Origin of the sequence: Clostridium sp. CF012, from assembly GCF_018861755.1 — a bacterium.
In the GTDB taxonomy this organism is placed as follows: Bacteria; Bacillota; Clostridia; order Clostridiales; family Clostridiaceae; genus Clostridium_AD.
This window is the reverse complement of the sequence record NZ_JAHLEF010000036.1, coordinates 1-13813: the sequence shown is the minus strand read 5'-3', so window position 1 is coordinate 13813 and position 13813 is coordinate 1. Positions and strand designations below refer to the sequence as shown.

General features: G+C 30.5%; 13 protein-coding genes, 1 tRNA gene and 1 other RNA gene. All 15 read left to right on the top strand.

Going from position 1 to position 13813, the window contains the following annotated elements:
- The first annotated feature begins 16 nt into the window (after positions 1-16).
- The 15 genes from KPL50_RS21725 (at position 17) to KPL50_RS21655 (ending at position 13117) form a co-directional block, all read left to right on the top strand.
- Positions 17-1945, top strand: coding sequence for an ABC transporter permease (locus tag KPL50_RS21725; RefSeq protein ID WP_216300633.1), 1929 nt, complete (start codon positions 17-19; stop codon positions 1943-1945).
- A 69-nt stretch (positions 1946-2014) separates the two neighbouring features.
- The gene (locus tag KPL50_RS21720; protein ID WP_216300632.1) at positions 2015-3508 is read left to right on the top strand and encodes a serine hydrolase; all 1494 of its coding nucleotides are present in this window, start codon (positions 2015-2017) and stop codon (positions 3506-3508) included.
- Between the two features lie 187 nt (positions 3509-3695).
- The gene (locus tag KPL50_RS21715) at positions 3696-4136 is read left to right on the top strand and encodes a nucleoside deaminase (protein ID WP_375372955.1); all 441 of its coding nucleotides are present in this window, start codon (positions 3696-3698) and stop codon (positions 4134-4136) included.
- 20 nt (positions 4137-4156) lie between these two features.
- Positions 4157-4372 (top strand): (2Fe-2S)-binding protein, encoded by a 216-nt coding sequence (locus tag KPL50_RS21710; protein WP_216300631.1) that lies wholly within the window; start codon positions 4157-4159, stop codon positions 4370-4372.
- Positions 4373-4644: 272 nt separating this feature from the next.
- Positions 4645-5406 (top strand): DeoR/GlpR family DNA-binding transcription regulator, encoded by a 762-nt coding sequence (locus KPL50_RS21705; RefSeq protein WP_216300630.1) that lies wholly within the window; start codon positions 4645-4647, stop codon positions 5404-5406.
- Positions 5407-5422: 16 nt separating this feature from the next.
- Positions 5423-6361, top strand: coding sequence for a 1-phosphofructokinase (gene pfkB / locus KPL50_RS21700; RefSeq protein WP_216300629.1), 939 nt, complete (start codon positions 5423-5425; stop codon positions 6359-6361).
- A gap of 204 nt (positions 6362-6565) precedes the next feature.
- Complete coding sequence (locus KPL50_RS21695) at positions 6566-6832, top strand: HPr family phosphocarrier protein (RefSeq protein WP_216300628.1); 267 nt, start codon at positions 6566-6568, stop codon at positions 6830-6832.
- 129 nt (positions 6833-6961) lie between these two features.
- On the top strand, positions 6962-8674 hold the full coding sequence (ptsP, locus tag KPL50_RS21690; RefSeq protein WP_216300627.1) for a phosphoenolpyruvate--protein phosphotransferase: 1713 nt from the start codon (positions 6962-6964) through the stop codon (positions 8672-8674).
- A gap of 246 nt (positions 8675-8920) precedes the next feature.
- Positions 8921-9010 (top strand) — tRNA-Ser (locus tag KPL50_RS21685).
- Positions 9011-9013: 3 nt separating this feature from the next.
- An RNA gene (gene ffs, locus KPL50_RS21680) (signal recognition particle sRNA large type) lies at positions 9014-9279 on the top strand.
- A 290-nt stretch (positions 9280-9569) separates the two neighbouring features.
- Entirely contained in the window at positions 9570-11186 is a 1617-nt protein-coding gene (gene dnaX, locus KPL50_RS21675) for a DNA polymerase III subunit gamma/tau (protein ID WP_216300626.1), read from the top strand.
- A gap of 246 nt (positions 11187-11432) precedes the next feature.
- On the top strand, positions 11433-11771 hold the full coding sequence (locus tag KPL50_RS21670) for a YbaB/EbfC family nucleoid-associated protein (protein ID WP_216300625.1): 339 nt from the start codon (positions 11433-11435) through the stop codon (positions 11769-11771).
- Positions 11772-11813: 42 nt separating this feature from the next.
- Positions 11814-12410, top strand: coding sequence for a recombination mediator RecR (gene recR, locus KPL50_RS21665; RefSeq protein WP_216300624.1), 597 nt, complete (start codon positions 11814-11816; stop codon positions 12408-12410).
- A 61-nt stretch (positions 12411-12471) separates the two neighbouring features.
- Complete coding sequence (locus tag KPL50_RS21660; RefSeq protein WP_216300623.1) at positions 12472-12750, top strand: DUF2508 family protein; 279 nt, start codon at positions 12472-12474, stop codon at positions 12748-12750.
- Positions 12751-12853: 103 nt separating this feature from the next.
- Positions 12854-13117 (top strand): pro-sigmaK processing inhibitor BofA family protein, encoded by a 264-nt coding sequence (locus tag KPL50_RS21655; protein WP_216300622.1) that lies wholly within the window; start codon positions 12854-12856, stop codon positions 13115-13117.
- The last annotated feature ends 696 nt before the right edge of the window (positions 13118-13813 follow it).

Genomic DNA, 13813 nt, shown 5'->3' with positions numbered 1-13813 from the left:
AAGGAGGGAATCGCATATGACTTTATTCAATATTACATTTAGAAATATTAAAAGAAACTTTCATAACTATTTAATATATTTTGTATCCATGGTGTTTTGTATAATGATTTATTATACCTTTACCTCAATTCAATACAATAAGCAGGTTGCAGACTTAGCAGCTGAGTCCATGAAAGTAAGTACAGCTTTTGGTGCTGCGTCTATTGTAATAGCAGTATTTGTAGCCATGTTTATATGGTACTCAAATTCTTTTTTTACTAAAAAAAGAAAAAAAGAAGTAGCGTTATACTCAATGCTGGGAGTTAAGAAAAAGCAGATAGGAAGAATGCTATTTTATGAGAATATCGTAATGGGAGCACTGGCCCTTGCATGCGGTATACTAATAGGAACCTTATTTTCAAAGCTATTTGTAATGATTTTAATTCATATTATGAGCTTTGATGTAAATGTTGAATTTGCTATATCTATAAAGGCTATTATTAATACAATTATAGTATTTTTAGTGATATTTATTGTAGCGTCTTTGCACTCCTATAGATTAATTTATAGATTTCAGCTTATAGAATTGTTTAAATCCGAGAAAGTAGCACAAAAGCAGCCAAAAGCTTCACTATTATTAGCCATACTTTCAATACTTTTTATTGGAACAGGTTATTATCTGGCACTAAATTATAAATTTGATAATTATTTTAAATTGATAGTTATTCTAGTTAGCACAGTGATTGGAACTTATATGTTTTTCTCTTCCTTTATAGTATTTATAGTTAAACTTTCTAAGAAAAATAAGATTAAATACTTTAGAGGTTTAAACATGATAGCCACATCTCAACTTTTATATAGAATAAAAGCTAATGGAAGGTCCCTAGCTACTATTGCGGTGCTTAGTGCTACCACTATTACTGCCATGGGAACTGCAACATCGCTTTATTATAATCAAATAAATAATATTAATAGACTAACACCTTTTAGTTATGACTATAAAAGTACTGAAAAAAGTATAGATGAACAAATTAAGCAAATCATAAACAAGTATCCGAGTAATAAAATAAAAAGTTCTATTAGTAGCGAATTTATGATTATAGACAGTAAATGGCCAGATATATCAAAGATGAAAATGAATCCAACAAAGGATTCAAAATCCTTTGTTATATCAGAAAGTACCATGAAGCAATTATCAAAAGCAAGAGGACTAGATTATAATATATCTTTAAACTCAGATGAAGTACTTTTTTTTATGATTATGTATTCAGACAAGGTAATGGAAAATCCAGTTGGCAAGAATATAGAACTTAAAATAAAAGACAAAAAAGTACCATTAAAAATAAAAGATTTTAAAGAAGGGCTTTTAACTAATCAACTTTTTATAAATGGCGTATATATGCAGGATACTGTAGTTGTAACGGATGAGGCTTACAATAAATTATATGATAAAGATAAGGCTGTAAAAAGGACATTTATAAATATTGAAAATCAAAGAGAAAGTAAAGACCTTACAGGAGAAATAGAAAAAACCTTAGGTAGTAATGAAGATCTATCATCATATTATGGGTATTATAGGAGTACTATGACTAATATGGGTATTATAATATTTTTAGCTTCATTTATAGGCTTTGTATTTTTGATATGTACTGGAAGTATAATATTTTTCAAACAGCTCTCGGAGGCTAGTGAGGATAAGGATAGATACGATATCCTAAAGAAAATAGGTGTAAAAAAATCAGAAATAAGAATATCTATAGCAAAGCAAATGGCTTTTATATTCGCGCTGCCTTTATTAGTTGGAATAACACATAGCATTATTGCGCTAACAATTTTGCAAATTATACTTAGCTCAAGTTTAGTATACCCCGTTCTTATAACCGTAGGAATATATACTCTAATTTATTTAATATATTATATATTAACGGTTAATTCTTATTGCAAAATAGTAGATGCAAAGGCATAGAGGTAGCTGCTAAGAAAAATATATAGAAATTACTTAGATAACTTAGAAGGAAATTGCGAGGGGAAAATCATGAATAGGCTAATAGGAAGATTTATATTAGGAATAGTAGGATTAGTTATGTCGGTTAATTTGCTAGGGAACAGTAATATAGCTATTGCATCAAATAAAACTCCAGATAATAGAAGTCTAGATGTATTTAAAAATAAGTTGGACAAGTTAGTGCCGGAACTACAAAAACGTTATGGAGTGCCAGGAACAGCTATAGGTATAATTCAAGATGGAGAGATTAAATATGTATTAAACTATGGATTAGAAGATAAAAAGAAAGATAAAGCTATAAGTGATGATACGGTATTTCAAGCAGCATCTATGTCAAAAAGCTTGACAGCTTGGGGCGTTATGAAATTAGTAGAGGAAGGGGAAATATCCCTTGATCACCCTGCTGAGAAATATCTGACTCGATGGCATCTGTCAGATTCTAAATATGATAAGGATAAGGTCACTATAAAACAATTGCTAAGTCATACAGCAGGACTAACAGTTCATGGTTACTTAGGAATAGAGCCAGGCAAAGAAATGCCTACAATAGAGGAATCTCTATCAGGAAATGGATTATTTAATGTACCATTAGAAATAACTATGTTACCAGGAAATGACGTTAGCTATTCAGGCGGTGGATATACATTGCTACAGCTAATTATAGAAGAAGTAACAGGGAAGACTTTTGATCAGTACATGGAGAAAGAAATATTAAAGCCATTAGAAATGGAAAATAGTTCATTTAGTAATAATTTTTTAGCTGGTAATATGTCAAAGGGATACGGATATTTTGAACAAGAAATTCCAAACTATGATTTTACTGAGAAGGCAGCAGCAGGTCTTAAAACTACTGTGCCAGATTTTCTAAAGTTTATGTTAGCTAGTATTGATGGAATTAATGTTGAGGGTAAAGGAAAAAATATTTTAAAAAGTAAAACTATAGATTTAATACATAAATCAGTACTATTAGATTCTGCAATAGGAGTTTTCTCAAAAAAACTATCCGATGGTAGTGAACTTTTATATCATAGTGGTGATAATAGGGGATGGCATGCTGTTTATGGTCTTATTCCACAAAAAAAAGATGGAATTGTTATATTTACAAACAGTGATAATGGAATAGACTTGAGACAAGATATATATAATTTTTGGATAGAATATGAAACAGGAACATTACCTGATCAATATTATGCTATGGAGAAATCTAGGAATACCAATTTTGTTGTAGCGGCGATGCTAGGAGTTATGCTTGTAATATATATTTTATCATTTGTTGTAAGCTTAAAACATGGTAAGAGAGTCTTCATTTTAAAAAAAGAAGACAAGTTATTATTCAAATTGTTTGTAAGACTCTTCATTCCATTATCTTTAGGAAGCGTTATATACTATGTATTATATGAAATGAATATACTTCAACTTCAAGGTGGAACCAAGAATATCGCTAGTATAATTTTAGTATGGATAATAGCTATATTTATAACTGGATTTTTTTCGAAAAATATAAAGGAGAATAAAAGTTATTGAATAGATCTATTAGTAATCTAATGCCATTAAATAATATAACTCTTTATTTTTATACTTAAACTATAGATATGATATATTTATAATATGAGCCGGGTATAAATATATTGAAAGTCCAATAGTTAAGAAGTATACTAATTATTAAAGAATAATCATTAAAGAATAATCATTAAACAATAAAGGAGTTAACATGATAAAAGATTTTATGCTTGAATCATTAGAAGAAGCGAAAAGATCATTATTTTTAAATGAAGTACCTGTAGGTGCAGTTATAGTTAAAGACAACAAAATAATTGCTAGAGCACACAACCTACGCGAAACCCTTCAAGATGCAACTGCTCATGCAGAGATTTTAGCTATAAAAAAAGCCTGTGACGTCTTAGGCACTTGGAGATTAACTGGATGTGATATGTACGTAACACTAGAGCCTTGTCCTATGTGTGCAGGAGCTATATTACAGTCTAGGATAAGTAAATTATATATAGGAATATTTGATCCTAGCGTAGGGGCTTGTGGTTCAGTTATAAATCTTATTCAAAATGATGCATTAAATCACTGGACAGAAATAAATTGGTTATATAACGCGGAATGTGGAAATTTATTGACTAATTTTTTTAAAGATAAAAGATAAAGTGAAAGGAGATAAATGTAATGGATGGGAATATAAATAATGAAATAATGGATAAACTTACAAAGGTATGTTTATGTAAGGCTATACCAAGATCTACAATAAAAAAGGCTATTCAAAATGGCGCAACAACTGTAGAAGAGGTTCAAAAAGCTACAGGAGCAGGGACAGGTGGGTGCAAAGGTCATAGGTGTACTCCTAAGATAGAGGAACTCTTAAAAAGTCAATTGGAGAACTAGTCACATAGGTTAAGAAATATATATTAAAAATTGATTATATATAGTAAAAGCGAAGCCAAGTGGTTTCGTTTTTGTTTTTTTGAAGATTATTTATTGTAACATGGCTTAAACTATAAAATAAAAGTAAAATTAGCATAAAAAAATATTTTTTATGTATTGACAACGATATCATAATATACTAAAATGAACACAAACGAAAGCAAATGAAACTAAAACAAATACAAAACAACATCATTGTTATTCCAAATATGATAAAAGGAAGTTTTTGAATTATGTTTGCCGAGGAAAGAAAATCAAAAATATTAGATAGTTTAAGTAAAAATGGAAAAGTAAAAGTATGCGATTTATCTAAGATTTATGAAGTGTCGGAAGTTACCATTAGACGTGACCTTCAAGAATTAGAAGAGTCGGATCTTATAAAAAGGGTACATGGTGGAGCAGTATTAAATGATAATACTAAATTTGAACCTACTTTTACAGATAAAATAGATAAGTTTTATGATGAAAAAGAATCTGTAGGAAAGCTTGCAGCAGACATGATAGTAGATGGGGAGACAATAGTTTTAGATGCAGGTACCACTACCCTTAATATTGCGAGGCACATAACTGCTAAAAACATAACGGTGTTAACGAATTCTGTGGATATAGCTTTTGAGCTTTCTAAAAAACAGAATGTGGAGGTAATTGTTACTGGAGGTACATTGCGATGGGAAACTAGAGCATTGGTAGGACCTGTAGCAGATAATACCTTTAAAAATTTCAGAGTAGACAAAGCTTTTATAGGAGCTAATGGTGTATGTATTACTAATGGAATTACCACACCAAATATTATAGAAGCGAGCACTAAAAGAGAAATGATAAAAATAGCCAGGAAAATTATAGTAGTATGTGACCATACTAAGTTTAACAAAGTTTCCTTTGCTAAAATTGTTGACTTAGATAGTATTGATATAATTATTACAGACAATCAATTAGATGATGAATTAGTAGAAAAATTTGAAGAAAAAGATGTAAAAATTATAAAAGCAAAATAAATTTGGGGGGATAAAAATGATAATAACAGTGACTTTAAACCCAGCCTTAGACAAAACCATTGAAATAGACGGATTTAAAATTGATACTGTTAATAGAATTGTGGCGACAAGAGTTGATGCTGGGGGCAAGGGTATCAATGTATCTAAGGTTATTAAGGAATTAAAGTATAAAAGCATAGCCTTAGGTTTTTTAGGCGGAAGCAGTGGAACTCAAATAAAAAATTATTTGGATGGTTTAAATATTGACAATAAATTTTTAACTGTAAAAGGAGAAACTAGGACCAATATAAAAATCTTTGACAAGGTTTTTAATACACATACGGATATAAATGAAAATGGACCTAGTTTAGGGCAACTAGATATAACTAATATAAAAGAAAAAATCATGGAATATTGTAATGGCGATTCTATAGTAGTTCTTTCAGGTAGCGTACCAAGTGGAGTAAGCACTTCCATTTATGCTGACATAATAAAAAATATAAAAACCAAGGGTGGTAAGGTTATCTTAGATGCGGAAGGTGAACTGCTAATGAAAGGAATTAAAGCTGGTCCATATATGGTAAAACCCAATATTGATGAACTTGAAAAAGCCTTTGATATAAGCATTAATAACGAAGATGAAGTTATTGAAACTGCAAAAAAAATATTGGAGTATGGGGTAAAATATGTAGTGATTTCATTGGGTGCAGAGGGATCCATATTCATTAGTGGCAATAAGATAGCAAAAGTAAAGGGAGTAAAGGTAGAAGTTAAGAGTACAGTAGGGGCTGGTGATTCTATGGTTGCAGCTTTGGCTGTAGCAGTTCAGGAAGACTATAGTTTTGAAGAAGCTATGAAACTAGCCTGTGCAACAAGTACAGCTAATGTAATGACTGAAGGAACTCAAACCGGTAGATTCGTTGATATAGAGAGACTTAAAAATGAAATAACTATAAATTATATAACGGAAGGATGATTATTAAAAAAGGATATTATTGTTAAAGAAGATGCTGGTAATAAAGTATCATATTAGTATTGCTAAATAATTCATTACTTCACGGAGGTACATTAATGAATTTAATCATTGTTTATACACGCACAATAGGGTAAAATATATGTGTATGATTTAAAAAAAATAAATTGGTTTGAGATTAATTTATGATAAAAAGGAGATGTCTTTATGTACGAAGCAGAAATTGTATTGATGAATGAGCAAGGTTTGCATGCAAGACCAGCAAGCATTGTGGCGAAAAAAGCATCTAAGTTTACCTCACATATAACTTTAATTAAGGACGGAAAAGAGTATAATGCAAAAAGTATAATAAATATATTAAGTATGGCAGCTTCAAAAGGTGATAAAATTAAGATTGTAGCGTCTGGAGACGATGAAGCAAAGGCAGTAGAAGAATTGAAAATAGTAATTGAGAAAGAGATCGTAGAGCTTTAAAAAGAGGTTTTAGAACTTTTACAAGTAGTGATTTATAAAAAATCAGACATAAAGTAAACTTCACTCCTAGGCTAGTAAATACTTAAATTTGCTGCAAGGAGTGAATTTCGCTTATAAGGAGGTAATTTGATGAAGGGTATTGGAGTTTCACCAGGAATAGTAATAGGAAAAGTATTATTAAAAGAAGAAAAGAAAATTATTATAGAGAAAAAAGATATTAAGAGTTGTGAAGAGGAAATTAAAAGATATAAGTTGGCTATGGAAAATAGCAAGAGTGAAATCCAGGACATATATAATAATGTGTTAAAGAACATAGGTGAAAAAGAAGCTACTATATTTGAAGCTCATTTAATGATACTTGAAGATCCAGAAATGCTTGAGCAAATCGAGAAAAACATTCAAGATAATAAAGTTAATGCTGAGTGGGCATTAAAAGAGATTTCAGAAATGTTCGTAGCTATGTTTGATGCTATGGATAATGAATACATGAAAGAAAGAGCAGCAGACATAAAGGACGTAACATCGAGACTTATGAAAAAATTGCTAAATATTGAAGAGGTTAACTTTGGACAATTAGCTAATGAAGTTATAATTGTAGCTCATGATTTAACCCCATCTGACACATCACAAATAGACAAAAAAAAGGTTTTAGGTTTTATAACAGAAATTGGTGGAAGAACTTCACACTCGGCTATAATGGCTAGAACTTTAGAAATACCTGCAATAGTTGCAGTAAAAGATATAACCCATAACGTTAAAAATGGAGATTTTATCGTTTTTGATGGTGAAGAAGGACTAATATATGTTAATCCAGAAGAAAAAATAATAAAACTTTATCAAGAAAAAAAAGAAGAATACAATAAAGCTCAAAAAGAGTTAGATTTATTAATAGGAAAAGAAAGCATCACCACAGATGGAATAACAGTAGAATTATCTGCAAATATTGGAACTCCAAAGGACCTAGAGAGTGTTTTAAATAATGATGCTGAAGGCATAGGCTTATATAGATCTGAGTTTTTATATATGGATAGGACATCAGCACCAACTGAGCAGGAACAGTATGAAGCCTACAAGGAAGTTGCCGAGAAAATGAAAAATAAACCTGTGGTTATAAGAACACTAGATGTTGGTGGAGATAAGGAGTTAGATTATTTAAAGCTTCCGAAAGAGATGAATCCTTTTTTAGGATATAGAGCCATACGAGTTTGTTTAGATAAGGTAGATATTTTTAAAACTCAACTAAGAGCTATACTAAGAGCGAGTGCCTATGGAAATATTAAAATAATGTTTCCGATGATTTCGAGTATTGAAGAATTAAGAGCAGCAAAGGTTATTTTAGAAGAAGTGAAAAATGAATTGCACAGTGAAAATATAGCATTTGATGAAAAACTAGAGGTAGGAATTATGGTGGAAATACCTGCGGCGGCTATTATTTCTGATTTATTTGCTAAAGAGGTAGACTTTTTTAGTATAGGAACTAATGATCTTATTCAATACACAACTGCAGTTGATAGAATGAATGAAAAAATATCTCATTTGTATAACCCATTTCATCCTGCATTACTAAGACTTGTAAAAATGGTTATAGATAGTGCTCATAAGGAAAATAAATGGGTAGGTATGTGTGGAGAAGTAGCAGGGGATCCTAAGATAATTCCTATTTTGATTGGAATGGGACTTGATGAATTTAGCATGAGCCCTATATCTATCTTAAAAGCGAGAGGGATTATTAGAAATATATCTCAAAGTGAAATGAAAATTTTAGCTAATCAAGTTATTAACTTACCAACAGCTAAGGAAGTTGAAAGCTTTATAGACAAAAATATAAATGTAAAACATTAAATAAAGGCTTTTTAATAAATAGGGAAATCTAAAATTCTAGATTTCCCTATTTGTTTATTACATAAAAATGAAACTTTTTAGAGGTATGCTTCAGTTAATTATAAAAGGAAGTCCATAAAATAATTTCAGTGCTTGGGATAACTTTCAAGGACATTTAAATAAAAAACTATTGAAATTACTAATTATTAATAGTATAATTAGTTTTGTTGCACTACTTTAGTGTTAACGAAGCACAAAATACTTTATGGAGAGATGTCCGAGTGGCTTAAGGAGCACGCCTGGAAAGCGTGTGTAGGGGCAACTCTACCGAGGGTTCGAATCCCTCTCTTTCCGCCATTTCCGTACTAGCTGGGGAGTCAGCGGTGCCCTATAACCTGCAACCCGCTACAGCAGGGGTGAATTCCTCGCCTAGGTTATAAAATGTGTGGTCTGACCTATATAAGTGGTGTTGAGAGCTGGGCCCCACGCAATGGAAACTCATGAACCCCGTCAGGTCCGGAAGGAAGCAGCGGTAAGTGAATCTTTCCATGTGCCGTGGATCAACCTGGTTTGAGCTAACTGTATAGGTAACGCGCATAGTTTATTAATCGAAGCGAGGTGTACGGTCTACATAAGAATTATAAGATGCCTATAAGGCGTCTTTTTTTATTTACCTATGAATTATAAAATTACAATAAACGGATAACATATATATGGATTGAGTTATAATTAATACGTATATATATAAACAGTAATAGTCGTATGTGATTTTGTTTTTTTTATAAAAATAAACTAATAATTTGATTTAAATGATATAATTATTTATGGAATGAATACAAAATTTTATATTTGTGTTTAAAAATTCATAAAGATTTTTAATAGAAATAAATACTATTATTTAAAAGAGGTGAAATTTGTGGCATATAAGGCTTTATATAGAGAATGGAGACCAAAAACTTTTCAAGATGTAGTAGGTCAGGAGCATGTTACTATAACCTTAAAAAATCAAATAAATAATCAGCGGATAGCCCATGCATATCTATTATGTGGTACAAGGGGAACTGGAAAAACCTCAACAGCTAAAATCCTTGCAAAAGCAGTTAATTGCACAAATTCGGATCATGGAGAGCCTTGCAATGCTTGCGAAATGTGTGTCAAGATAAATTCAGGAACAGCAATAGATGTTACTGAGATAGATGCAGCATCCCATAATGGAGTAGATAATATCCGCGATATAATTGAAGATGTTCAGTATCCGCCGCAGGAAGCTAAGTATAAAGTTTATATTATAGATGAGGTTCATATGTTATCAATAGGAGCGGTTAATGCTTTCTTAAAGACCCTGGAGGAGCCACCAAGCAACATAATGTTTATATTAGCTACAACGGATCCTCAAAAACTGCCAATAACAATACTATCCAGATGCCAAAGATTTGACTTTAAAAGAATAAAAAGTGCAGATATATTTGAAAGACTTAGAAAGATTGTTACGGAGCAAGGCGTTTTTGTGGAAGATGATAGTTTGAAATTAATATCAAGAGTTTCTGATGGAGCTATGAGAGATGCCTTAAGTATTTTAGATCAAGCCATATCAATGAATGAAGGCAAGGTAGAATATGATAGTGTTATAGATATGTTAGGTCTTGTAACCTCTGAGAGTATTACAATACTTTCAGATAGCATAATAGACAGAAATATTGAAGGTGCAATAAAGACTATAAATGAAATAGTTCTTAGTGGTAAGGATATATATGTATTTATAAGAGATATGACTACTCATATGAGAAATCTACTCATGGCTAAAGTAAGTGAAGATGTAGAAGAGATTTTAGATATGTCTAGCGAAAACATAACCATTTTAAAAAAACAAGCAGCTAAAATAAGAGTAGAAGAAATTATGAGGAATATAAAGATACTACAAGATGCAGAAGAACAAGCTAAATGGAGCAAACAAAACAGAATTTATTTAGAACTTGCAGTTATTAAAATGTGCAAAATAGAATATGATACCTCAAAAGAAGTGCTATTAGCTAGATTAAACAAATTGGAAGAAATAATAAAGCAAGGAAAGATAATGGTAGCTTGTGAAAGTATAGCACCTAGTATTTCTGTGAAGAATGATGGAAAAAAAGAAAATAAGACAAACAAAAAAGCACAAATAAGACCAGTACAAACTCATAACCCTAACTCTACATTAACCGTAGAAACCGTTAAAAAGTCCTTTAAGGATATACTAGATATGTTTAAAGCGCGAAGACATATGGTTATCTATGCCTCTTTAATGACAGGCGAAATTGCTTCTTGCCGGGGGGGCGTAATAGAGCTAAGTTACGAAAAACAATATGCATTTAATAAAATTAGACTAGATAAAGAAGAAAATAGAAATATAATAGAAGAAATATTTTCTGAATCATTAAAAGAACCAGTAAAAATAAAATATACTGTAGAATCTGATGAAAAAGAAGTCAGATCACCAGAAGACATATTAATAGAAACATTTGGAGAAGATCTTGTGGAAATACTAGATGAATAGATCTATAATAATAGATTAATGGGGCTAGGTTACTATATTGATAGTATTTATAAAAATATTTACTATTTTAATGGAAATTATTATAGATATTAGTATATAATAATATAGAAAAGTTATTAATAAGTAGCAATATATATCCTTTTAGATTATAAATATTTAAATTAAATTAATTTTTTTGTTATGAATCTAGAGGATATAAATATAATAATATTAAGGTAAATAACTAATAAATAGGAGGTAACTATTATGGCAAAAGGTGGATTTCCAGGTATGGGTGGAAATATGAATAGTCTAATGAAACAAGCTCAAAAATTTCAACAACAAATGGAAGAAATGCAAAAGGATTTAGGTGATAAAAGATTTGAGGCATCTGTTGGTGGTGGAGCAGTAACTGCAATAGCTAATGGAAAGAGACAACTTGTTGAAGTAAAGATAAAACCAGAAGTAGTAGATCCAGATGATGTTGAAATGCTTGAAGATTTAATTATGAGTGCTTGTAATGAAGCACTAAAAAAAGCAGAAGATGAAACAAGTAGTGAAATGGGTAAATTAACAGGCGGGTTAAACATGCCAGGAATGTTCTAATAAACAGTAGAGTAAAAGCTACATTGTTATGAGGTGAATAAATTGGATTTTTATCCAGTGGCAATAGAAAAACTTATAGAAGAATTTGCAAAGCTCCCTGGCATAGGGCGAAAAACAGCTCAGAGGCTTGCATTGTTTGTGCTAAATCTCCCGAGGGAAGAAGTAGAGGAGTTTGCGGGTGCACTGGTTAAAGCTCGTGGAACATTGAAATACTGCTCTATATGTGGTTGTTTTACAGATACAGATCCATGCGCAATTTGTTCTAACCCAAATAGGGATAAGAGTATGATATGCGTGGTTGAAAATCCAAAAGATATTATTACCATGGAAAGGGTAAGAGAATTTAATGGAGTTTATCATGTTCTTCATGGAACAATATCCCCAATGTCTGGGAGAGGTCCTGAAGATATAAAATTAAGAGAACTTATAAGAAGAATTAATGGAGAAGTTCACGAAGTAATAGTAGCAACTAATCCAAACATAGAGGGCGAAGCTACGGCTATGTATATATCTAAAATATTAAAACCACTAGGTGCAAAAGTTACAAGGATCGCACATGGTATTCCAGTTGGTGGAGATTTAGAATATACAGATGAAGTAACTCTTTCTAAAGCTATGGAGGGAAGAAAAGAAATATAGAATAATACTCCTATTTTATGTCAAGAATTTAAAAAAGATATAAAATAGGAGGTTTTTTATTATGAATAGAAAAAAAATAATTGAGATATTATTTTCAAATCTAAAATATACTCAAGAGCATAAAGATATTATTATGCAACTAGAAGAAGCTAAGCTTCAATGGGAAATTGCAAAAAAATGCTTTGCAATGGTAGATGACCCAAAACTTGTAGATTATGCAATATATAGAGAAGACCAATGTAAAGCTAAATACATATATTTTTTACTAGAAGCTAAAAGAAAAGGCGTTACTATAGATGCGAGTTACATGATAGAAGAATTAAATACTATTAATGTATAATTTTTTTGGAAAATTAATAATATATTAGATAGTTGTGAAATATATTATTAATAAAACATAATAAATAAGAGTTAACTTTAGATTAATGTAGGGGGAGTTGGATATGGAAGTTGTATTATATTTCTTAGTTGCTATAGTTGCCATGGTAATTTTGGTAAAGCTCTTTTCTTGGCCATTAAAAATATTAGGTAAGTTAATATTGAACGGAGCTTTGGGTGTCTTACTTTTACTACTTGTTAATTTTATAGGAGGGTCTATGGGGATTGAACAAATAATTATCCCTATAAATGCTATATCTGCTCTTATTGCAGGATTTTTAGGAGTACCAGGAGTGATATTTTTAATAATTCTTAATAATTTAATGTAATATTACTTATAATAAAGCTGAGTTATATCAATAATGAATTTATAATAGATTAAGACACATTCAGATAAGTAACTAGTCAGTGTACTAGTTACTTATCTGAATGTGTCTTATAATTTTTATTTTCTATAAAAAAGTAATATAAATAGTATATTTATGAGCTATTAATGAGAATACTTACTTTATATGAAAATTATATTAAGTATATACTTACCAGTGATAGCAAGGAAAGAAAATAACTATCCTGGTGTATCAGTATAAGCTACAGGGAGATAAAGTTTAAAAATTCAAGAATACGCCACCTGTTTTATTTTAATTACTTTAAACTAAACTATACGAGAAATATTTTATGATAAGATATTAAATGTCGCTGATGACAAGTAACGACATATTAAAAGTAAAGTTAACAATTTTGTGAAAGTCATTAAAAAACATTTAAAAACAAGTTGACAATAGCGAAGTAAACTGATAGAATAGTAGAAGTCGTCGCATGATGACAATTAAAATTGGTCTTTGAAAATTAAACAGAGAAATAGGTAAAATAGCGAAATAATATTTCGTTAGACCAGTTAATTACTTTAGATAAAGAAGTAATTTTAGTCGTAAGACTAAAAAGTATGTAATGAGCTTGCGTAACAACTTAACAGTTGTCGCAGATTATTCATTTCAAATAAAAAGTGTAAACTTTTAAATTGAGAG